Source organism: Bacillus sp. MYb78, assembly GCF_002975115.1.
In the GTDB taxonomy this organism is placed as follows: Bacteria; Bacillota; Bacilli; order Bacillales; family Bacillaceae_G; genus Bacillus_A; species Bacillus_A cereus.
Map to the genome: position 1 here is coordinate 323,255 of NZ_PCOB01000001.1, position 23,000 is coordinate 346,254.

Consider the following 23,000-nt stretch of genomic DNA (forward strand, 5'->3'; position numbering starts at 1 on the left):
CCTCCGTTACACAAAAATTTCTAATTATAGAAGAACGCAATGCGGTTACAATAAGAGTACATTCTTTACAACCCCTGCTTCATCACCCATCTATTATAGCAGGACATGTACAGCAAAAAAAGGTTTCAAGTCGAAAACCAACACATTTTGTATACAAGAAGTAAGAAAAATAAAATTCCTCCTACCCACATTTTTTACGCCTGAAGTTTATAAGTATTTCAGGCGTATTTTTCTTCCATTTTTATTCATTTGATGGTTCTTCTAATTGTACTAATAATTCTTCTAATGGTCCTTCATAAAGAGGTACGTTAGGGATCGATTGTAGAAATCGTTTTCCATAGGAAGAACTCGTCAAACGACGATCTAACACTACTACCGTTCCTGTATCTGTATTCGTTCGAATTAAGCGGCCGAATCCTTGTTTGAAACGTAATATTGCTTGTGGCAGCGCTAATTTAGCGAATACATCCTCACCTTGATTTTTTAGCCACTCACCTTTCGCTTCCATCATCGGCTGATGAGGCGGCGTAAATGGTAGACGGACAATAACAAGACAACTTAAGGCATCTCCTGGAATATCTATCCCTTCCCAGAAACTGCTCGTCCCTAATAAAATTGATTTGTCGAACTCTTGAAACTTTCGAATTAAACGGCTTCGACTTCTATTATTCACACTTTGTGTGAGTAATAAATAACCCTCTAATTCATCATTATTTTTTAAATTCGCATACGCTTCTTTTAACATTTCATACGAAGTGAATAAAACAAGCATTCTGCCCTTTGTGGCTTTCGCTATCTTTGCAATATGTTCCGATACAGATTCAATATATCGCTCATTACTTACTTGCTTAATAAAAGGTACATCCGTTGAAACCATTAATTTCATTTGTTCATCATAACGAAATGGCGATGGAACCTTTAAAGTATTTGGAGCGAAATCATGTAAACCAAGTTCCTCTTTTATATAATCAAACGTATCGTTAACTGTTAGTGTTGCGGATGTAAAAATAACACTCTTTTTTTCTGTTAAAAATTCATCAGCAAATCTTTCACCAATATGAACAGGCTGTGCATATAGAACTGTTGAATGAATCGTCCCTTTCGTTTCAGTCTCCATCCAAGTTACATACGAATTCTTTTCTAATACGAGTAACTGTAATGATTCTGCCATCTTTCTCAGCAACTCAATTAAATGCATAAATTCACCTGTTACAACATGCATCTCCCATTCTAACTTACTTTGCAATATATCCACTTGCTTCTCAAGAGCAGTTACTACCCTCCTTAATTCATATATAAAACGATTTGTTAATTCAACGATACTATCCCACAACTTACCTTTTTCTAGTTCTGCGTTATATCTATAGATGAGCGGCATATTATTCGTTCCTTGTTCTTGCTTTGTTTGTTTAAATATAAAAGTACGTAACATTTGGAAGAGTTCATCCGCATCAAACTTAAGTTCCTTCAAACTATAACTTATCATACGGAAAGTTGAACGAGATGCTTGCTCTGATTTTTTCATCATTTTATATACTTTGGAGAGTACATCTTCTGTTTCTAGCGTCCCAAGACGAGATATAACCAATTGAAAATACATACAAGAGAACTGTTCACCCAATGTTCTACTCGCAGCTTCTTCAATATGGTGAGCTTCATCAAAAATAATATGTTCGCATGAAGCAAACAGCGGTTCTTCACTTGAAAAATCTTGAAATAATAACGCATGATTTGTGATAACGATATCTGCAAATAAAGCTTTATTCTTCGCTCGCTGGTAAAAACAACGACTAAACCAATTACTTTGCATACCGCCTGGACTATACGCATCACTACAAATACGATTCCAAAGTAACTTTCCGCCCTCAGGAATATTTAATTCGTCTTGATCACCCGTTTCAGTTTGCAATAGCCAAACTAAAATCTTCGCCTTCGTAAGTGCCATATCATAATTTTTTTCTTCCTCTTGTAAAGCATACTCAAATTTGTGTAAGCAAAGATAATGCTTTCTTCCTTTAAGAAGAGCTACCTCAAATGAAAATGGCATTATTTTTTGTAATAACGGTATTTCTTTTTCTAATATTTGTTGTTGGAGTTGTACCGTTTGTGTACTTATAATGACAGGTTCTTCTTTTCTCTTTGCAAAATAAAGACTAGGAAGCAAATATGCAAGAGTCTTTCCTGTTCCTGTACCGGCTTCAATTAGTGAAAAACGAGAGTCTCTTAACGCCGTATATATCTCTTTCATCATCAGTTGTTGACTTTCTCTTCTTTCAAACTTTGGCATATGTGATTCCAATTTATCCATCGTTTTATTCAAGAAAGCATCAAACTTTGATGAACACGTTTCTCCAAGGTTTAAGGAATAGTTCCGCTTTTTCAGCGCAATATTTCGATGTATTTCATACTCCGCTATATCTTCTTTACCATTCATTACTTTCTTTAAAATATTTTCAGAAAGCACATCAGCTATATCACTTTGGAACACATCGCTTAATTCATAAAGTGATTGCAACGTGACAAGTGGTAACTTTTCAATTTCATTTAAAAATTGTAAAAATAATTCCGCTGTTGCAAGAGCATCACTATCCGCACGATGTGGTTGATCATGTTCTAGTTCATGCTTCTTAGCTAAATCACGTAATTTATAACTATCAGCTGTCGGCAAAAGAATTTGAGCCAATTCAACCGTGTCGATTTTAGGACAATGTATTTCTGTATATCCAGCCTGTCTTAATTCTTCATTTAAAAAATTCCAATCAAAGTGAACATTATGCGCAACGAAAGCCGCACCTTGTAATAGCTCAACAATCATCGGGGCTACATCTTGAAATAACGGGGCTTGTTTTACAAGACTTTCATCAATCCCTGTTAATTCTGTAATAAATGGTGGGATCTCTCTCTTTGGGTTAACAAAAGACGAAAAAATCTCCAATATCTCTCCATCTTCTACTACAACAGCTGCAATTTGGGTAATTTTATCCTTCCCATCTTTCCAGGAGTTCCCTGTCGTCTCTAAATCAACAACGACATAACGCTTACTCATATATGTAACACCTCAATTTCTTACCTTTCAAACAACAATAATTTATATAATGTTACTATACCACGTTTTATCTCATCTTAATGAAAAGATGCACAAAAAAGCTATCTCCGCAATGGAGATAGCCTTTCTACTTATAATATCGTACCCGCTTTTTCAGCACCTAACATTTCAATAATTTGATTATTATCGTCTAGTACTGCAATTTTGGGTTCTTGTTTATGAACCTCTTCTTCCGTAACTAGCCCATAACAAATAATAATTACTTTGTCCCCTGGTTGTACAAGCCTTGCCGCAGCACCGTTTAAACAAACAACACCACTACCGCGTTCCCCTTTAATAACGTATGTCTCTAAACGAGCACCATTATTATTATTTACAATTTGGACTTTTTCGTTTTCTACAATATTTACTGCATCCATTAAATCTTCATCAATTGTAATACTACCTACATAATTTAAATTTGCCTCCGTTACAGTTGCACGATGTAACTTTGCTCTCATCATTGTGCGAAACATAGGTGCTCCCCCTTATTTAACCGTTAATGTTATATTGTCAATTAATCTTACATTTTCAAACTTAACTGCAATAGCTAAAATGATTCGTCCTTCGACTTTCTCTACCATTGTTAATGACGGATATGCATATAAATCCGCATAATCTACAGTGCCTTTCGTATGCGTCTCAATATACTCTTTCACAAGATTTGTAATGATTTCCGGATTACGTTCACCTACCTCAATTCTTTCTTTCGCTATACATAGGCTGCGGTATAAATGAAGAGCCTCTTCACGTTCATCTGGTGATAGGTACACGTTACGAGAACTTTTCGCTAATCCATCTTCTTCCCTTACAATATCAACTGGTACGATTGTAACCGGAATATTGAAATCAGTTACAAATCCTTCAATTACTGCAACTTGTTGAGCATCTTTCATACCGAAATAAGCACGCGTTGGCAGCGTAATATTAAATAGTTTCATTAGTACAGTTGCAACACCAGCAAAATGACCAGGTCTTTGTTGACCGCATAATACGTCCGTGCGCTTCACAACTTCTACTGTTGTTGTTTGTTCTGCTGGATACATTTCTTCTACACTCGGATAAAACAAATAATCTACACCGTTTTCTTTTGCTACATTTTCATCTCTATTAATATCACGAGGATATCGATCTAAATCTTCATTTGGGCCAAATTGCAGCGGGTTTACAAATACACTTAAAACTACAATTTCATTTTCTTCTCTTGCCTTACGTAATAAGGTAGCATGCCCTTCATGTAAATAACCCATCGTTGGAACAAAACCAATACTCTTTCCACTTGCACGAAGTTCGTTTGTAATTTGCTGCATCTCTTGCACTGTAGTTACGATTTTCATTATTGTTTTCCTCCGTATAACGCTAAGCATTCTTCCTCTTTCATTGTGAACGAATGTTTTTCTTCAGGAAATTGCCTTGTCTTTACTTCAGTAACATATTGTGAAATCCCACGCACAATCTCCTCTTGAACAGATGTATATTGCTTCACAAATTTCGGCACACGATTCACGCCGTATGAGATAAGATCATGATAAACAAGCACTTGCCCATCTACTTTTTGTCCTGCACCAATCCCAATTGTCGGTATTGTTAGTTGCTCTGAAATAAGTTCTGCTAACTGCATTGGTACACATTCTAACACAAGCGCTATTGCACCAGCTTCTTCACATTTCTTTGCATCTTCTATTAATTTCTTTGCACTCTCCGCATCTTTTCCTTGCACTTTATATCCACCCAACACTCCTACAGATTGAGGGGTTAAACCTAAATGCGCTACAACAGGAATTCCTGCGTTCGTCAAATATTGAATCGTTGATATAACTTCTCCAGCACCTTCTACCTTCAGTGCATGCGCCCCGCTCTCTTGAACGATGCGGCGTGCATTCACCATCGTTTCTTGTAATGATACGTGATACGACATAAATGGCATATCAGTTACAATAAACGTCTCTTTCGCTCCACGGCGTACAGCTTTCGTATGATGAATCATATCCTCTACTGTTACAGGTACTGTTGAATCGTATCCGAGTACAACCATTCCAAGAGAATCTCCAACTAAAATCATATCAACTTCAGCTTCTTCTGCTAATTTAGCAGATGGATAATCATACGCCGTTAGCATTGTAATCGGCTCACCTTGCTCTTTCATCTTCAAAAAATCTGTTTTTGTTTTCAAAAACTACTCCTCCTTTATGCAGGAGAGAGGAGATGGCCGCAATCATATAAAAAACCCCTCTGGCCATAAAAGGGCAGAAGGGTTGTGTGTTAGTCGGCATTATTCATCCCTCTGTCCCAGTCCGTTATTGGATCAAGGCAGAATCCAAGTTATTATTTTTCGTATTACTTCGAATCATGGTGCAGTTCGCTCTGATACTGCCCACATTCGAACTAATTATAGCAAACTACAAAAGGGAATTACTACATTTTTTTGAAAAAATAATTTTTTATTCTGATTACGGTATATGAAATTTAATAAGAGAGTATATATGCTAGAAAGTGAAACTTTAATCAGCCCGATCCCCACCTAACTTCTTTGCTTCCGCTGAATTTTGAGGTGGAGGTCTTATTGCCCAGTAAATAGCGGGATAAAGTTTTTATAGATAATTCAATCCTGAAAAGATACATGTTTTTTCAACGCATGTTAAAAAATTCCAAGTTAATTTCTTCTGTAATCAATTTAACTGTATAGTATAACTCTTAAACTAATGATGCAGGTTAATTGAGGAAAAGTACTTAACAAAGGAGAATTGCAGATGTCTATGAACAGGTGGTTATTTCGATTCAGCAGTTTGCTTGTAATGATTGTATGGTGGATGTCTTTAGGATCCTTTCATGTATTTGCCTCAGTTAATGTCGTAACACAACCCACCGATGTAACGAACGTGATTGAGGTTGAACTAAATGATGATTACTTTAATCCAAATGTCATCACGATTCCGCTTGAAGGATCAACAACATTACTATTGAAAAATAAAGGTAAAAACGAGCACACCTTTACAGTGAAAAAACTCGGCATTGACGTCGTAGTTGAGTCAGGAAAAGAAAAGAATATTACCGTGAAACCTAAAAATGCTGGTACATATGAATTAATATGTCGATACCATCTCCTTAAAGGAATGGAAGGCAAAGTAATCGTCAAATAACATGCCAGGCCAACTAGACGGAAGATATCTTGAAATGAACTTTAAATATGAAAAGGATTTATTATCATGTTACAAATTTAACTCAAAAATATTGAAATAAAAAGAAGTTCCAAAAGAGGAACTTCTTTTACTTAATTTCGATATCTGCAGAATGAATATGATGTACTTTCCCCTCATGATCCTCCAGAAGTAATACACCATCCTCTGTGATTCCTTTTGCTAACCCCGTAATCGTCTCTCTCATCGTTCGAGCGGTAATTTCTTTCCCGATGCTCACAGCGTAACTTTCCCAAAGAATTTTAATGACAGAGAAACCATTTTTTAAATACTCTTCATATAATTTTTCTAGTTGTAAATAGATTTGTTGCATAAGTTCTGCACGAACAATCGGCTTACCTGATTCAATCGCTAATGAAGTAGCAATGTGCTGAATTTCTTCATCAAAATGTTCTTGCTTTTGATTCGCATTAATACCGATGCCCATAATGACAGCATTAATTTTATCAGGATCCGCTTGCATTTCTGTTAATATACCTACAGCCTTTTTACCTTGAATTAAAATGTCATTTGGCCATTTTATTCCCACGTCTACACCTGTACATTTTTCAATTGCCTGTGCAACACTAACAGCCGCTAACAAAGTAAGTTGCGGTGCATGATGAACTGGAATCGATGGGCGTAAAATAATACTCATCCAAATTCCTGTTCCTTTTGGTGAATGCCATTTTCTGCTTAAACGACCTCTTCCCGCTGTTTGTTCTTCTGCTACAACGATAGTTCCTTCTTCTGCACCTTCATAAGCAAGTTTTGCTGCAATGTGCTGCGTTGATTCAACAGTTTCTTCAAAATACACTGTTCTACCAATTCGCTTCGTTTGTAGCCCTAACTGAATTTCATTAGCAGTCACTTTGTCTGGCTTACTTGCAATTCGGTAACCTAATCGGCGCACAGCTTCAAGTTCATATCCCTCACTCCGGAGATCTTCCATATGTTTCCACACAGCAGTTCTTGAACAACCAAGTTTATCACTAATCGTTTGGCCGGATACAAACTCGCCATCCGCTTCAGAAAAAACTTGTAATAACTGCTTTCTTATAGTAGATTGCATCCTTGCAGCCACTCCCTTATACGCTCTTTCTCATTAACTACGTTTCCTTTTACAATTGCTTCCTCGATTTTCTGAAGCATGTCAGCAACCCACGGACCAGGCTTTTTGTTTGCCCAGTTTAATAAATCATTACCAGTCACATTCATTTCTTGACGACCCTGGATTGGCAATGCATGAAACATTGATTGTACTCGTTTAACAGATGTAGGATCATAGCTTTCAATCATCGCTTCATATACTCTCTCTGCCATTTCAGCGATATAAATTCCCGTTTTATAAAGAAGGACTGTATCCCAATCCTTCTCCTTTCTAGTACGGATTGCCAATAAAACTGCAACAATATCTTTTATTTTTTTATTCGAAAACTTCCATTGACGTAAAAAGACAGATGGATGTTCTTCTCCGATACAATATAAGAAAAATGCCCACGCCTCAATATCCGTTTCGAAAGAATCCCATTTATACTGCGTAGCTTTTAACAGTCTCTCTTCTGACATTTGTAAATATGGCAAATGAGAAAATAGCTTCGTCTCTACTAATTCTTTGAGACCTTTCACACAATATGTACCAGTTAACAATTTCTCAAACTCTACTGTAATGCGCTCAATTGCTATATGTTCTAGCAAATGTCCATACGTTTCAATCGCTTGCTTCGTTTTCGTTTCTAATGAAAAACCTAACGCGCTTACAAACCGAATACCACGCATCATTCGCAGGGCATCTTCTTGAAAACGATCCGCAGCATTTCCAACTGTCACAATTTCTCTCTGTTGAATGGCTTCCTGTCCAGCAAATAAATCAACCATTTCGCCTTCTTCTGTCATAGCAATTGCATTCATCGTGAAATCACGACGTTTTAAATCCTCTTCTAATGAACGAACAAATTGAACACTACTAGGTCTTCGAAAATCTTCATATTCGCTTTCTGTTCGAAAAGTAGTTACCTCATAAGGCTCACCATTTTCTAAAACAATTACAGTTCCATGCTCAAGACCAACAGGAACATTTCTTGGGAATATAGCCATCACTTCTTCTGGTAAAGCAGATGTCGCAATATCAATATCTCCAATCGGCCTATCGATAATAAGATCTCGTACGCTCCCACCAACAAAGTAAGCCTCATGTCCTTGTTGTTTTAATGTCTCAATAATAGAACTAGCTTTTTTAAATCTTTCCATTTTTGTCATCCCTTAGTACGTCATAGTAAATCGTTTCATATTGTGAAACAATTTTTTCTGAGCGAAATTGCTCATAAACACTTTCTCTTGCTCGTTCTCCCATATTACGGTGAAGTTCCTCGTCCTTTAATAGCTGAGTAGCTTGATTTGCCACTCCTGTTGTATCGCCAACTTCACATAAATATCCTGTTTCCCCGTGTTGAATAACCTCTGGAATACCTCCAACCCGTGTTCCGATACAAGGTACACCACACGCCATTGCTTCTAATAAAACAAGACCAAAACTTTCCTTCTCTGATAGAAGCAACATTAAATCACTCATCGCAAGTAGTTCTGCAACATTATCTTGCTTCCCTAGGAATAAAACACGATCTTCAATATGTAAATTCTTCACTATCTGTAAAATCGTACAGAATTCTGGTCCGTCTCCAACAAGAAGCAACTTCGCATCTACTTCTTTAACAATTTTAGCAAATGCCTCAACAACATCCTGCACACGTTTCACTTTACGGAAATTCGAAATATGAATAAGTACTTTTTCACTCTCACTTATACCGTATTCTTTCTTTAATTGAGACATATTACGTTTGAAATATACACGTTCGTCTATAAAGTTATATACCGTTTGAATTTCTTTACTTGGTTTTACAAGCTCATGCGTTTCGTTAATTAATGAATGCGAGACAGCAGTAACAACATCCGATTGCTCAATACCAAAACGAATTAAATTATTTAACGAAGGGTCGGAACCTAACACAGTAATATCTGTTCCATGCAAGGTTGTAACAATTTTAATACGCTCTCCGATCATTTGTTTTGCTAAATATGCACAAATTGCATGTGGTATTGCGTAATGCACATGTAAAATGTCTAAGTTTTCTCTTTGTGCAACCTCTGCCATTTTACTTGCTAACGCTAAATCGTATGGTGGATATTGAAATACAGAGTACTGGCTTACCGTCACTTCATGAAAATATATGTTTGGATATACTTTATTTAACCGGAATGGTAAACCCGATGTAATAAAGTGAATTTCATGCCCGCGTTCCGCCAATTGCTTTCCTAATTCTGTTCCAACAACTCCAGAACCACCTACAGAAGGATAACATGTAATACCTATTTTTAATTTCATTTACATCCCCCTAATAAATCAGCATGTAATAAAACCGGTTTCTTACTCATAAATCCCTCGGCATACAAGACTCCAACTTCTTTTCCAAACATCTTCTCACGAGCAATCACAGTTTCAACGTATCCTTCTGTTAACGGTGTCTTAACCCCATCACTTCCTGTTGAAAATTGACTTTCATATGCTTCTAATGCTTCCACCTTTATAGAGAGGTACTCACTTATATCTATACAAAAATTCGGTTTATGAAAACCATTAATCATATAATTATAAAAAGACTCCACACGATGTGGTGAAAGTTCCGGCATATATTTACGGATTCCTGCTGAAAAAATAGCCTCTTCCACAAGCTTTGCACAATTTGCATGATCTGGATGACGATCTTCATAGTATGGCGCAAAAACTAGTTTTGGTTTATATGTACGGATCACCTTGACAATTTCACGTATATACTCTTCTTTCATATACAAACCACGGTCTGGCATCGCTAAATTCAGCCTCGTTTTTACTCCCATTATACGAGCTGCGACCTCTGCTTCTTCTTTTCTCAACTCTATCGTTCCATTGGAAGAAAGATCAGCTTCTGTTAAATCACAAATACCTACTTCATACCCTTGCTTTGTATATTTAGCGATGGTACCAGCCATGCCGATTTCAACATCATCGGCATGAGCACCAAACGCTAATATATGTAATCCACTCATAATTGTTCCCCTCATTTTCTTAACTTACGATAATCTAAATCTCCTCGCTCTAATGCGTGCATCAACATTTCAGCACTTGCCATATTCGTTGCAAGTGGAATCGCATATACATCACATAAACGAAGCAATGCATTCACATCCGGTTCATGCGGCTGTGCTGTTAATGGATCGCGGAAGAAAATCACCATATCTAAATCGTTTTTTGCAATCATTGCACCAATTTCTTGATCTCCACCAAGAGGGCCAGATTGATATCTTGTTACAACTAATCCAGTCGCTTCCATAATACGAAGCCCTGTCGTTCCTGTTGCAAATAATTCATGTTGCTCAAAAATTGGTTTATATGCGTATGCAAACGAAACCATATCATTTTTCTTTTTGTCATGTGCGATTAAGGCAATTTTCATCCGTTGTCTCCCCTTTAGTCGATAATATTTTCTAAACCGTACACAAGATGATCAAGGTTCATTACTGTCTCAATTGATAGTTTTACACCTGACATAAATGATGCACGATTGAATGAATCATGACGAACTGTTAACATTTGTCCATCTCCACCAAACATTACTTCTTGGTGTGCAATAAGCCCTGGCAAACGTACACTATGAATGTGAATACCGTCTACATTTGCACCACGTGCACCTGCTAGTTGCTCTACTTCATTTGGATGACCTTGCTGCTTTGATTCACGATTTTGACGAATTAATTCTACCGTTTTTACAGCTGTACCAGATGGTGCGTCTAATTTTTGATCATGATGTAATTCAATTACCTCAACATCTTGGAAATATTTCGCTGCCATTTGTGAGAATTTCATCATAAGAACTGCACCAATTGCAAAGTTTGGAGCAATAATTGTTCCTACTGCTTTTTCTTTTGCATTCTCTGTTAAATGTGCCAATTCTTCTTCTGTAAATCCAGTTGTACCAATAACAGAACGAAGTCCACGCTCAACTGCAAGTGTAACGTGTTGTTTCCCAACTTCTGGTGTTGTTAAATCTAACAACACATCTGCTTCTACTTCATCTAAACAAGTATGTAAATCAGCGTAAATCGGTGCATGTAATGCTGGCATGCCAGGTAAATCAGAAATCTTCTCACCACCATGCTTATAATCCACTGCTGCTACTAAATTAAAATGTTCCGTTCTTTCCATAAGAAGGACTGCTTCATGTCCCATACGTCCTCTTGGTCCGGCGATAATTACTTTAATTTCTTTCATTATTCTTTCTCTCCCTCATCAATACGTGTCCAGCGATCTTTATCACGTGTATTAAATTTATTCATTACAATGTTATGTGCTGTCTCTAAATCAATATTTAAACTATTTGCCATACAAATCATAACAAATAATACATCTCCAAGCTCTTCTTCAATACTTCTTTCTTTTTCAGTTGTTTTCTTCGGTTTCTCACCATAATAATGATTTACCTCTCTCGCAAGCTCTCCCATTTCTTCCGTTAAACGAGCCATCATTGCAAGCGGACTGAAATAACCTTCTTTAAACTGACCAATATATGCATCTACTTCTTTCTGCATATCTTTCATCGTTTTTGCTTCCATACTATTCACCTCTAATCCTTCCTCTTTCATGTTAGCCAATTCATCGCGATTTGACAAATATTATTCCCCGCCAAACACCTATTTGCGACCCTTTTTTGGATAGACTATAATAAAGTGAAACTTTCTTTTGCGCTTTTTGCAAAAGATTAGCCCATACTAATCGAGTTCTTACTATTTTCACTAGCAACTAGAAATTACTTATTATTATGTTTTACCGTTTCAGCGGAGCAATGTAATCATTACATAATTAGGGGGATTTCTATATGACATCAAAATTGAAGATGCGAAATATTATTTTTATTTTAATCGGTTCCGCTATATTTTCTTTCGGTATTGTCAATATCAATATTGAAAACCACCTTGCAGAAGGTGGGTTTACTGGTATTACACTATTATTGTATTTTTTATTTAAGTTTGATCCTTCCTACTCAAACTTAATTTTAAATATCCCTATATTTTTTATTGGTTGGAGGTTACTTGGCAGAACGACATTTTTATATACATTAATCGGCACATTTAGCGTATCTTTATTTCTATGGATTTTCCAGCGTTACGAAGTGCTCAACTTACATTTAAACTTGCAAAATGATATGACACTCGCAGCTTTATTCGCCGGGGCATTTATCGGTATCGGCCTTGGGATAATATTTAAATATGGCGGGACTACTGGCGGTGTAGATATTATCGCACGACTAGCTCACAAATATGTTGGCTGGAGTATGGGTAAAACGATGTTTATGTTCGATGCTGTCGTTATCGTCGTCTCTATTCTTACCTATTTATCATACCGCGAGGGTATGTATACGTTAGTTGCTGTTTTTATCGGGGCTAAAGTCATTGATTTTATGCAAGAAGGAGCCTATGCCGCCAAAGGAGCGACTATTATCTCAGAGAAAAACGATGAAATTGCTGCCAAAATTTTATCTGAAATGGAGCGCGGAGCAACCTTTTTAAAGGCTGTTGGATCGTATACAAAAGTGGAACGTAACGTACTGTATTGCGTTGTTGCTAAAAATGAAATCGTGAAATTAAAGAATATTATTACTTCAGTAGATCCTCATGCATTTGTCGCTGTAAGTGATGTACATGATGTAGTTGGTGAAGGATTTACGTTAGATGAAAATAAAAACCCTTTACATAATTAAATGTAACTAGAAAAGCGCCTTAGCTTTTCTAGTTTTTTATTACAAGTCTTTTAAGCTTCTCCAAATCCTCATAAATAAGCTCCAATAAACTCCGATTATAAAAAATGGAAGCTGGATGAAAAGTTGGAAAAACATGATATTCATTCTCTGACCATGTAAACTCTGCACTTTGCATATCCTTTAATTTTTGAATGGGCTGTTTTAATAATTGCCCGTGTACATCTGTGATTTTTTTATTTTTTCCTGTTAAACGTTGAAGACCAATATTTCCAAGCGTGACGATAAGCCTCGAATTTATTTTCTCTAATTCATAATCTAACAAAGGCGCATGGGCAACTATTTCTCCTTGATTTGGCGTTCTATTATACTTTTTTTGTATGCTTTCACCATTTCGTTCTTTTTTCTCTCGCCATTTATAAGGTCTACTCCGAACAGCGCTCGTAATATATACTTCTTCCCTCGTAACGTGAATACGCTCTAAAAAACCCATTAATTGTTTTCCCGACCTCCCGCTAAACGGAATCCCATTATGAATTTCTGTTTCACCAGGCGCTTCTCCTAACAACATAAATTTGGGATTTTCAGGACCTTGTCCACTTAAAAAACCTTCTAGTTGATAAGGAGCACTACGCTCTTTCACTTGTTTTACTAAATGGTCTGGATATTTCATTTCCCCCACCGCCTTTCCGCATTACTTCTATTATTTCTATTTGTAATACATTATATAATTCAATCCACACAACAAAAAAAGACTATCAAAATTGATAGTCTTTAGTCGTCGCTACGCTGCATACCAGTATACATTAATACGAGACGTAATAATTCAAATACCGCTACAGCTGCAGCTGCTACATATGTTAATGCTGCTGCATTTAATACTTTACGAGCTTGGCCATATTCATCTGTTGATACGATACCTAACGCTTCAATTTGTTGCATTGCACGCTTTGAAGCATCGAACTCAACTGGTAATGTAACAAGTTGGAACACAACACCTGCAGCCATTAAAATAATTCCTAATAACAATAGTTTCGACATTGTCGCAAATATACCAATCATAATAAATACCCATGATATATTCGATCCAAAATTCGCCACAGGAACTAACGAATGACGAATACGCATAAAGTTATAATCTTGCGCATCTTGAATTGCGTGTCCTACTTCATGTGCTGCCACTGCTGTACCAGCAACTGAATGTCCATAATAGTTATCTGTTGATAATCGAACCGTCTTGGCCGTTGGATCATAATGGTCTGATAAATGACCTGGTGTTTCTTCCACAGCTACATTGTATAATCCATTTTCATCTAAAATTTTTCGAGCCACTTCCGCTCCTGTCATACCTGATGTTGAATAAACTTGTGAATACTTGCTATAGGCACTTCGTACTCTTGACTGTGCATACAACGGTATGATCATTATGATCGCGAAGTAAATTAAATAAAACATCATGAACCTCCATTGAAGTTTTAATTATAGTACTTCTCATTCTATTTTCTTCTGCCACTATTGTCAATGAATAAACCTTACAATCCATATCTTTACTTATTACATTATCTATTTTTAGAATGCACATTACTTTTTCTTTTTTCTCTCTCTCCTTTATACTTTCTCCATCCAACATAAGTTAATGTGAATAAAATAAGTCCCCCAGTAATTGTCATAAACCAAATGAGAGAAGGTGCAATTTCATCCTTTTTTACTGTGTGAAATATCTTTTGCAAATCCCCTTTAATAATCCCTAATTGCATTTGGCCACCTTTCGTTTTTAACATAACGTTACGAAATTCATCCAAATAAGATAAATGAACATTTACACGCTGTACCTCGTTTTCTGGCAAAGCAATCATTAAACTTGGATAAATAATATTGAATTCATTTAAAAATGTATTTAATGTTTGTTGAAACTGCCCAGCATCTTCTTTTTCCATCGCTTTTTCCATTTGAGAAAAGGCATCCATTACTTTCCTTTCTCTTTCCATCCAAAGTGGTTGATATTTCGATACTTGTGCATCAACAGCAAGTTGTAATGCCAACACATTATCCATTTTAGCTTGCTTACCTAAACCTTCTTCAGAGAGCGATTGCTGCGCCTTGTCGTAAGCTAAAGAAATAACTCTAACTTGATCTGGTGTTACTTCATGCTTCTTTTCATTCCCCTTCATTAAAAATTGCTCTGAGAAAAGTTGTAATACTTGTACCGCTTTTTCATCTTCATTACGCTTCACTAACTGTAACGAGTCGTCTAACAACCCTGTTAGCTCATTCCACTCTTCAGCATATATACGTAACGGAAACATTATAATTAGAAATGCTATCAATCCAATTAATGTTCTCTTCATCCCGGTCCCCCCTATAACTACTAGTACAAAATATGTTAATTGGGACAAGAATAGAACAGAACTGAACCGAAAAATATATTATCGTTTTACAAAGAAAAAATTCTCTTTAAGCAGAGAATTTTTTCTTTGACATCCTTTTCTTTTTTACGAAATATCTATATAAGCTATAACAAAGTATACTACCACCTAAAATGAATAATAAAATAGCACACGCAGCATGCATAAAGAACTCCTCTGGTAGCATTAATATAACTGGATCCGTTTCAATATCAAACATCCAATAATCATTACTGAATAAAAGCTTATGGAATAATACAAAGCTCTTTTCAAAATTAATAGCGATTGGTAACATAAGCGCTATCGGAAAAATGATTGTTAAAATCGATCCGTGCAGTAAAAACTTTTCATTTTTCTTTTTTAATAAATAAATTCCACCTATCACTGCAATCATAATTGTCGCATACATCACATATTGAATCTTTACTAAAATATTTTTAACATCTACAAAATGAATACGGCCATTTGTAGACATATCTAATGTTGGCAAATGTAATGCTCCGTCATAAAACGGGGATAAATATGTAATAAGCACATCGTAATTTCTTTTAATTTCATCCTTCGTCATATCCGCTAAATCAGGAATATTTAAAAAATCAATTTCAAAATAATACAGCCATTTTCCATACACAACTGCCGTTGTTGCGAGTGCAAAAATAGAAAATGCTATGCTATATGAAACAACTAAAGTAATCAATCGATCCAATATTTTTGTACCACTCTTATTTTTCTCCATGTTCTCCCCCTAAATGTTCTAACCATCATAAAGAAAATTGTTTCCTGTGCTCACGTAAGCAACAATAATATGTAATACATAGTACAGCAACGCTTAACCAAAACGTAAAATAACCAATTTCCTCTACAAACAAATGCATAATTCCATATCGTGGCATTTGCCAAAATAAATAATCAATTGCATCGTTATGCAACGTCCATACACCCGCTACTATAAAATGCCATTTTTTTATACGGTAAAATGGAGCATATAAAACACCTTGCACTGCCATCGCAAAGTGCGAAAGCATTAACATGTAGCCCATAAGGCCAATAGGACCTTTTACGTAAATCATAATCGCATTTACAACAACAGCCCAAATACCATATTTTATTAAAGTAACAATTGCTAGCGCTTCTATTAATCCCCAGTTTCTCTTTGTCAAAAAAGCAATTAAAACAAAGACAAAAAAGAGACTCGCCATAGGACTATCTGGTACAAACGGCCAAAATATAGGTGACGTTTCTTTCAGTTGATTTCCGTACCATATAAACCCGTAAATTGTACCTAATATGTTAACAACCAATAAAAATAATAATACCGAGCGTTGTCTTAACATTGCATACAAGTACACCAATCTGTATGTCCAACACCTTTCAAGCAAAGTAATTCATTCACTAAATCCTACTCTATTATAACAAACTTCATCCAACTAAATAGAAAAGCTGACTACAAATTTTGTAGTCAGCTTTTTATTATTTTTTATTATACTTTGCAACGAATTCCGAAAGCTTCTTCAGTTCCTCATCTGTACCTTTAAATACACCTTTAGGCATGGAACCTTTTCCATCTTTCGCAATTTTAGCAATTTCTTCTGGCTTTAAAGTTAAGTTTTGCAGTGCTGGTGCTGCCGCCCCGCCCTGTAAGTTGTCACCATGACATGTTAAACAAGTATTTTTTTGCATTAATTTATAGCCATCATCATTTTTATCAACTGGCGCGGTTTTTACAATTGCTCCTTGTTTCTTTGCAGCTTCCCAGTCGTGGTGTGCTACAGATTCCCAAGTTAAAAAGATAATCGATGCAATTGCTAAAAGCATAAATCCAGTTGCTACAGGACGCTTCAATGGACGTCTTTCTGGACCTCGATCAAGAAATGGAGCTAACAGTAATGCACCAAACGCAATCCCTGGCATAATAAACGCTCCAATTACAGTAAATGAACCGGAAGCATAAGAATACTTTAATAACTGATACAAGAATAAGAAATACCAATCTGGAAGTGGTATATATCCAGCATCTGTTGGATCCGCCATTCTCTCAAGCGGCGACGGATGCGCCACTGTTAAACATAAATAACCGATTAAAAAAACTGCACCAACCATCCATTCTTTTAACAAGAAGTTCGGCCAAAATGCTTCTGTTTTCCCTGGGTATTCAGAATAGTCTTTTGGAATATTTGGTTTCCGAGCTACCGGTACCCGAGAATCTCCTACAAACTTCATCCCTTTGCCGCGATGCATAATCTCCCTCCTTTAGTTCTTTCCCCTTTAATTTAGCAATCTCTTATAGTGGACCGGAAATACCTTGTTTGCGAATCATGATGAAGTGGAAGGCCATTAAACCTAGAAGTGCTGCTGGTAAGAAGAAGACGTGAATAGCAAAGAAGCGAGTTAATGTTTGAGCGCCAACAATTTCGGAATGACCAGCGAGTAATGTTTTAATATAAGGACCAATGAGCGGTGTTTGCTCTGCAATTTGAATCCCTACTTTTGTAGCAAATAAAGCTTTCATATCCCACGGTAATAAATATCCGGTAAAACCAAGACCTAACATAACAAAGAAAATAAGAACACCAACAATCCAGTTTAACTCACGGGGCTTTTTATACGCACCTTGGAAGAAAACTCTGAGTGTATGTAAAAACATCATTACAATTACGAGACTAGCACCCCAGTGGTGCATACCACGAACAATTTGCCCATAAGCAACTTCATTTTGTAAATAGTAAACTGATTCCCAAGCATTTTTAATATCAGGCACATAATACATCGTCAAAAACATTCCAGATAAAATTTGAATTACAGTAACGAAAAAGGTAAGTCCTCCAAAGCAATAGACGAATGCAGAAAAGTGATGTGCCGGGTTTACATGTTCAGGTACTTCATGATCAGCGATATCACGCCATATCGGTGTAATATCTAATCTTTCATCTACCCAATCATAAATTTTATTTAACATCTACTTTGCACCCCCTCTTGGCTTCGCTTTTCCTAGATACAGCGTTCCATCTTTCACTTTAGACTCGTACACATCCAGCGGAGCAAGGGGTGGCGTACCTTTAATGTTCATCCCATCTTTTGTATAACGACCCCCGTGACATGGACAAAAGAATTGATTCGGATGTGCTTTGTCCGAATTCCAGTTAACTGTACATCCTAAATGTTTACATACTGGAGAGAACGCAACAATGTCTCCGCTTTCATCTTTATGAACCCAAGCCGATTTTGGTTCTTCAGACTTGTACCAACCATCAACCTGTTTCACTTTAAAATCGAAACGCTTCGGCTCTGTTGTAATATCCTTTACTTGCGCAACAGCAACCATATCTGTTCCGGCTTCTTTTCTTAACACCGGATCAAGCGCAAATCGCGTCATCGGCATTAAAATACCGGCAGCCATAAAGCCTCCTACCCCTGTGAGTGTGTAATTTAAAAATTGTCTTCTTGACACGCGATGTTCTTTCTCGCTCACGAAAATTTCCCCCCTCTATCAGAAATTGTCCCCTCGTGATAAATTATATAAAAAATAAAAACTAGGACACTATCATGATATAATACGCTCATGCACAGGTCAATATCATACTACTCATAATAATAAGAACTTTCTGTTTATTGCGAGTTTCCCCACTTCTCTTCCAACATCACCATTATATTTTTTATATGCGCATGAATAACTTCTCTTTTTGCTTGATCACTAAATTGTTCTAATGCTAATGAAGGAAACCAAAATAAATCTCCCTGTAACTCTTGCATATCCTCTTTCCATGAAAAATCACTTGTAACATAAGCAATATGCTTAAAACCTTCGCTTCGTAAATGATTTGTCCATTCTTGCAAACGACCTTTTTCATTCTTTTGACTTTCTACCAAATACGTAAACGCAGGTAGTAAAAGCACTCTTCCTTTATACTCTCTTTCCAATTCCGTGCTCAACAATTCGATAAATTCACCTTGTTCTACAACCATTTTCATTTCTTGTGCTGCCGAAATTGATAAAAGCGGTATTACTCCTGTATCAACATACTCTCTTGCTTGTTCAAACTGTTCCACATCTTTTACACTCCACTTCAAATTCCTTCCCTCCTTCACTTGCAAATGACAGAACTTTCACTTTATATATATTAAACCATACTAAAAGAGGTAAAAAAAGAAAAACTACCCAATATAGGTAGTTTTTCTTGGTGAAAGTCTGAAATTTGTAAAAATTTATTAATCCAAATAAATTCTATAAAGTCTTTAACTCGGCCGTTAATCTATGAAACGCTTCCTTATCTTGCTTATCTAACGCTTCATCAATTTGTTTCAAAAGGCGTTCTCTCCTAAATGAAAATACACTTTCTTCCAAAAACCTTTCTGCAAGTAAACGATCTTTTTCATTTACTTCAATATGCTTTGGTAGATATGGGTTTTCTTCTAATACAGCTACATAATTCGCATTTTGAAACGATGATTTAAAGTTGAGTTGAATATAAATATCCTCATCTCGATTTAAACGAATATCATGAAACGATTTTTCAGCATCTGTTGTCATAACATTTTGTTTAAAAAAGTGAAACGGTGTGTCTTTCACACAATTCGCTGACATCACTAAGCCACGCGGACAATATTTTGCATGCTCTACGAAGTGGACTTTATGCATCAATTGGTCGTGACTCATTAAATAATTCAGAATCCATACACATTCACGCTGTTTCAGTTGGTAATTATTCAAAAACCATTTTACAAAATCCTTCTTCTCGTTTACAGAAACAGGGGTATTCATAGCAATTAAGTCCCTCCTCTGTCTTTCTCTTTTCTTTTTAGATTCAAGAAGCGGCATTCAGTTTCCTTCCAACTTATGAAAAATCCTCTAAATTATATAACAACTCTTCAATATGAATTTGTGTCGGGTCTAGTTGTAATAACTGGGTAAATACTTCTTTCGCCTCTTTTCGCTTTCCTTCTTCCAATAAGAAATAACCGTATTCTTCTAAGAAGTCTGGATGATTCTTAAAAGAAGTATATGCACTTTCATAGTGTTTTAATGCATCCAAATACATTTCTAATTGTTTTTTTGCATACGCAAGGTCCCAAAGTAGTTGTGTATCTGGTTCTCCACTATCAATAGCACGCTCTACAATTGCAATTAACTCTTCGTACTTTTCTTGTCCTTTTAAGATATACGCATATTTTAATGTTGCGCCTAAATGCCCTGGGTCTAACTCAAGTGCTTTTTGAAGAACTTCCTCTGCTTCTACTATTTTTCCTAATTTCGCCGCAATGTTCGCTAACTCTACATAAAACGGAACTGAAAGCTCATCTACTTTAATTCCTTCATGAAGCGTTTCATAGCTTTCTTGAAGCATTCCTTCTTTTTCATAGCTTTTCGCTAAATACATGTACAGTGATGCGTACTCAGGGTCTAATTCTTTTAGTTCTTGCCAAGCACCGATTGCTCTCTGATATTCTTCACCTTGGTATAATGTGAAGGCATATCCAAATAATGAGTGAATATCTTTTTGTTCCTCTAGGCCTGCTTCATAATAAGAAATCGCCTCTTCCCAGTTTCCAATCGCACTTAACGTTTCTGCAAGGCGAAGTGCGATCACAACACCACCCATTACTTTATGTTCAGCTAATAGCGATTCATAATAAGTAATTGCCTTTTGTTCTTCACCTTTACTACTATATAATTCTGCTAACCCAAACGTAATAACAGGTTCATCAGGCATCATTTCTTTTGCCTTTAATAGTTTTTGCTCTGCTACATCATCAAAACCTTGCATTTGGAATAAATCTGCAACAAGTAATAAAGATTGAACATATAAATCGTCATTTTCTGGAATATCATGAAGTACTTCAATCGCTTCATCTTCTTTATCTAAATCAATATATAATTCTGCTAAAAATACAGTGAATTCACTTTCTTCCGGATACAGTAAACGTAAGTCTTCAGTAATCGCTAATGCCTCATCTGTAAATCCAAGTGTATGATAGTAACGAGCGATATCATACTTCTCTTCATCATTTGCAATTTTTAATTGTTCTTTTAATAATTGTAATCCTTTTTCCGCCTCACCATTTTCAATATATGAAACAGCTTGTTCAAACTTTTGCATAAACGTCTCCTTTAATTCTAAAAAATATTCTCTTCTGTTCATTTATCATAAGCAACTCACTGTTAGAACGCAACCTTTAGAATGAGCATGCTTCTTCTTATACTTCTTCTTACAGAGTAGGTAATTGTTCAAAAGGTTCGGATATGACACCGATACCTTATCATCATCTTCTATTGTACCGCTTTCTTTTATGACCGTGCAAATAACTTCTCTCACTAATTATCAAGCCATACAAACCGTGATTTACAGAACAACTTAATTGCCAGTCTTCAACCTTTATTTTTAATACGATAAAAAAGGCTCCTATAATAGGAGCCTTCACAATCTCTTAAGAATATGTTTCTTCTTTCTGTACTTGCTCATTTACAAGCTCTTTCAGCAACTCTATAATTTCATCATTTTCTTCTTTCAAACCGACAGTAATACGAATACCATCATCGATACCAAATGCAGCACCAGAACGAACGATATATCCTTTTTTCATTAATCGTTCGAAAGCTTCATTACCTGGTATACCAAGTTTTAAGAAAATGAAATTTGTTTGAGATGGATAATAGAATACGTTATATTCTTTACAAAATGCATAATACTGATTTAGACCTTCAGCATTCTTTTTCACACAATCTTGTAAAAAGGCTTGATCTTCTAATGCAGCGAGTGCTACAGATTGCGCTACAGTTGATGTATTGAATGGTAACCTCGCTACTTCTAGCTGTCCGATTAACTTCGCATCCCCAATCGCATATCCGATACGAAAAGCAGCTAAACCATATGCTTTTGAAAACGTGCGTAAAACCATAAGATTTTCATACTTTTCAAGAAGTGGCAATGTTTGCGGATAGTCTTCTGCTTCCGCGTATTCATAATATGCTTCGTCCATAATAACGAGAGCCGACTTAGGAACTGATTCTAAAAATGAAAGTAATTTTTGTTTCTCAACATATGTACCTGTCGGATTATTCGGATTACAAATCCATACAATTTTCGTTTTATCATCTACTTGCTCTAGCATTGCATCTAAATCGTGAATACCGTCTTTAAGTGATACTTCACGAACTTCTGCTCCTTCAATAACAGCATGGTGATGATATTGTGAAAACGTAGGATTCGCCATTACAACGTTTGTTCCTTCATGTAGTAACGCTCGGCTAATCATTTGAATGACTTCATCTAATCCACTACCAAATAGTAGTTGTTCTGCTTTTACACCTAAATGTTTCGCTACTTTTGTCCGAAGTTCAAAGGCATATCCATCTGGATAAAGGGCATATTGGCTCGCTAAAGAAGTTAATGCTTCTGTCACACGCGCTGAGCAACCGAATGGATTTTCGTTCGATGCTAATTTCACAATTTTCGATAATCCATATTCCCTTTTTACTTCTTCAATGTTTTTCCCAGGCACATACGCTCTCAAAGTTAACAATTGCTCTTTCACTCTCATTTTTCTTCCC

At 36.2% G+C, this 23,000-nt stretch carries 25 protein-coding genes; 2 read left to right on the plus strand and 23 right to left on the minus strand.

Annotation, left to right across the window (positions count from 1 at the left end):
- Positions 1-241 precede the first annotated feature (241 nt).
- From dinG to panB, 4 genes are all read right to left on the minus strand, one after another.
- Positions 242-3,046 carry an ATP-dependent DNA helicase DinG gene (gene dinG, locus CQ064_RS01690; RefSeq protein ID WP_000044967.1) on the minus strand — a complete coding sequence of 935 codons (2,805 nt, stop codon included), beginning with the start codon at positions 3,044-3,046 and terminating at the stop codon, positions 242-244.
- A gap of 131 nt (positions 3,047-3,177) precedes the next feature.
- The gene (panD, locus tag CQ064_RS01695) at positions 3,178-3,561 is read right to left on the minus strand and encodes an aspartate 1-decarboxylase (RefSeq protein ID WP_000490186.1); all 384 of its coding nucleotides are present in this window, start codon (positions 3,559-3,561) and stop codon (positions 3,178-3,180) included.
- A gap of 12 nt (positions 3,562-3,573) precedes the next feature.
- The gene (gene panC, locus CQ064_RS01700; RefSeq protein WP_000707014.1) at positions 3,574-4,422 is read right to left on the minus strand and encodes a pantoate--beta-alanine ligase; all 849 of its coding nucleotides are present in this window, start codon (positions 4,420-4,422) and stop codon (positions 3,574-3,576) included.
- Positions 4,422-5,258 (minus strand): 3-methyl-2-oxobutanoate hydroxymethyltransferase, encoded by an 837-nt coding sequence (panB, locus tag CQ064_RS01705; RefSeq protein ID WP_000851108.1) that lies wholly within the window; start codon positions 5,256-5,258, stop codon positions 4,422-4,424. Before panB ends, panC begins: the two co-directional genes overlap by 1 nt.
- A 577-nt stretch (positions 5,259-5,835) precedes the next feature.
- On the opposite strand from panB, the gene CQ064_RS01715 reads away from it, so the two are divergent.
- The gene (locus CQ064_RS01715; RefSeq protein ID WP_000062381.1) at positions 5,836-6,225 is read left to right on the plus strand and encodes a cupredoxin domain-containing protein; all 390 of its coding nucleotides are present in this window, start codon (positions 5,836-5,838) and stop codon (positions 6,223-6,225) included.
- Between the two features lie 127 nt (positions 6,226-6,352).
- On the opposite strand, the gene CQ064_RS01720 is transcribed toward CQ064_RS01715, so the two are convergent.
- Genes CQ064_RS01720 through CQ064_RS01750 form a run of 7 tightly spaced genes read right to left on the minus strand, consistent with a single transcriptional unit; the run spans position 6,353 to position 11,907 of the window.
- Entirely contained in the window at positions 6,353-7,333 is a 981-nt protein-coding gene (locus CQ064_RS01720; protein ID WP_001192055.1) for a biotin--[acetyl-CoA-carboxylase] ligase, read from the minus strand.
- Entirely contained in the window at positions 7,318-8,511 is a 1,194-nt protein-coding gene (locus tag CQ064_RS01725; RefSeq protein WP_000439311.1) for a CCA tRNA nucleotidyltransferase, read from the minus strand. Before CQ064_RS01725 ends, CQ064_RS01720 begins: the two co-directional genes overlap by 16 nt.
- Positions 8,498-9,643 carry an N-acetyl-alpha-D-glucosaminyl L-malate synthase BshA gene (bshA, locus tag CQ064_RS01730; protein ID WP_000768317.1) on the minus strand — a complete coding sequence of 382 codons (1,146 nt, stop codon included), beginning with the start codon at positions 9,641-9,643 and terminating at the stop codon, positions 8,498-8,500. Before bshA ends, CQ064_RS01725 begins: the two co-directional genes overlap by 14 nt.
- Positions 9,640-10,344: a bacillithiol biosynthesis deacetylase BshB1 gene (gene bshB1 / locus CQ064_RS01735; protein ID WP_000015660.1), complete on the minus strand. Its 705-nt coding sequence runs from the start codon at positions 10,342-10,344 to the stop codon at positions 9,640-9,642. Before bshB1 ends, bshA begins: the two co-directional genes overlap by 4 nt.
- Before the next feature lie 11 nt (positions 10,345-10,355).
- Positions 10,356-10,751, minus strand: a complete 396-nt coding sequence (gene mgsA / locus CQ064_RS01740; RefSeq protein WP_000684765.1) for a methylglyoxal synthase — start codon at positions 10,749-10,751, stop codon at positions 10,356-10,358.
- A gap of 14 nt (positions 10,752-10,765) precedes the next feature.
- The gene (gene dapB, locus CQ064_RS01745) at positions 10,766-11,566 is read right to left on the minus strand and encodes a dihydrodipicolinate reductase (RefSeq protein ID WP_000658808.1); all 801 of its coding nucleotides are present in this window, start codon (positions 11,564-11,566) and stop codon (positions 10,766-10,768) included.
- On the minus strand, positions 11,566-11,907 hold the full coding sequence (locus CQ064_RS01750) for a nucleotide pyrophosphohydrolase (protein WP_002108639.1): 342 nt from the start codon (positions 11,905-11,907) through the stop codon (positions 11,566-11,568). Before CQ064_RS01750 ends, dapB begins: the two co-directional genes overlap by 1 nt.
- Before the next feature lie 263 nt (positions 11,908-12,170).
- On the opposite strand from CQ064_RS01750, the gene CQ064_RS01755 reads away from it, so the two are divergent.
- Positions 12,171-13,052, plus strand: a complete 882-nt coding sequence (locus CQ064_RS01755) for a YitT family protein (RefSeq protein ID WP_000202121.1) — start codon at positions 12,171-12,173, stop codon at positions 13,050-13,052.
- A gap of 28 nt (positions 13,053-13,080) precedes the next feature.
- On the opposite strand, the gene CQ064_RS01760 is transcribed toward CQ064_RS01755, so the two are convergent.
- From CQ064_RS01760 to hisC, 12 genes are all read right to left on the minus strand, one after another.
- The gene (locus tag CQ064_RS01760; RefSeq protein WP_000876863.1) at positions 13,081-13,722 is read right to left on the minus strand and encodes a uracil-DNA glycosylase; all 642 of its coding nucleotides are present in this window, start codon (positions 13,720-13,722) and stop codon (positions 13,081-13,083) included.
- A 101-nt stretch (positions 13,723-13,823) separates the two neighbouring features.
- Positions 13,824-14,507: a zinc metallopeptidase gene (locus CQ064_RS01765; protein WP_011109966.1), complete on the minus strand. Its 684-nt coding sequence runs from the start codon at positions 14,505-14,507 to the stop codon at positions 13,824-13,826.
- Between the two features lie 101 nt (positions 14,508-14,608).
- On the minus strand, positions 14,609-15,397 hold the full coding sequence (gene ypjB, locus CQ064_RS01770) for a sporulation protein YpjB (protein WP_000831589.1): 789 nt from the start codon (positions 15,395-15,397) through the stop codon (positions 14,609-14,611).
- Positions 15,398-15,503: 106 nt separating this feature from the next.
- Positions 15,504-16,190, minus strand: coding sequence for a lipoprotein intramolecular transacylase Lit (gene lit / locus CQ064_RS01775; protein WP_000414374.1), 687 nt, complete (start codon positions 16,188-16,190; stop codon positions 15,504-15,506).
- Positions 16,191-16,215: 25 nt separating this feature from the next.
- Positions 16,216-16,806: a lipoprotein heptaprenylglyceryl N-acetyltransferase LhaT gene (gene lhaT, locus CQ064_RS01780; RefSeq protein ID WP_000262838.1), complete on the minus strand. Its 591-nt coding sequence runs from the start codon at positions 16,804-16,806 to the stop codon at positions 16,216-16,218.
- Positions 16,807-16,924: 118 nt separating this feature from the next.
- Positions 16,925-17,692, minus strand: a complete 768-nt coding sequence (gene qcrC, locus CQ064_RS01785; RefSeq protein ID WP_000554601.1) for a menaquinol-cytochrome c reductase cytochrome b/c subunit — start codon at positions 17,690-17,692, stop codon at positions 16,925-16,927.
- A gap of 43 nt (positions 17,693-17,735) precedes the next feature.
- Positions 17,736-18,410 carry a menaquinol-cytochrome c reductase cytochrome b subunit gene (gene qcrB, locus CQ064_RS01790; protein ID WP_000932700.1) on the minus strand — a complete coding sequence of 225 codons (675 nt, stop codon included), beginning with the start codon at positions 18,408-18,410 and terminating at the stop codon, positions 17,736-17,738.
- Positions 18,411-18,923, minus strand: coding sequence for a menaquinol-cytochrome c reductase iron-sulfur subunit (gene qcrA / locus CQ064_RS01795; protein WP_001290420.1), 513 nt, complete (start codon positions 18,921-18,923; stop codon positions 18,411-18,413).
- Positions 18,924-19,060: 137 nt separating this feature from the next.
- Positions 19,061-19,522: a YpiF family protein gene (locus tag CQ064_RS01800; protein ID WP_000872171.1), complete on the minus strand. Its 462-nt coding sequence runs from the start codon at positions 19,520-19,522 to the stop codon at positions 19,061-19,063.
- Positions 19,523-19,676: 154 nt separating this feature from the next.
- On the minus strand, positions 19,677-20,213 hold the full coding sequence (locus CQ064_RS01805) for a ReoY family proteolytic degradation factor (RefSeq protein ID WP_001095925.1): 537 nt from the start codon (positions 20,211-20,213) through the stop codon (positions 19,677-19,679).
- Between the two features lie 73 nt (positions 20,214-20,286).
- The gene (locus CQ064_RS01810; protein ID WP_001168672.1) at positions 20,287-21,549 is read right to left on the minus strand and encodes a tetratricopeptide repeat protein; all 1,263 of its coding nucleotides are present in this window, start codon (positions 21,547-21,549) and stop codon (positions 20,287-20,289) included.
- A gap of 328 nt (positions 21,550-21,877) precedes the next feature.
- The gene (hisC, locus tag CQ064_RS01815; protein WP_001264033.1) at positions 21,878-22,990 is read right to left on the minus strand and encodes a histidinol-phosphate transaminase; all 1,113 of its coding nucleotides are present in this window, start codon (positions 22,988-22,990) and stop codon (positions 21,878-21,880) included.
- Positions 22,991-23,000 lie beyond the last annotated feature (10 nt).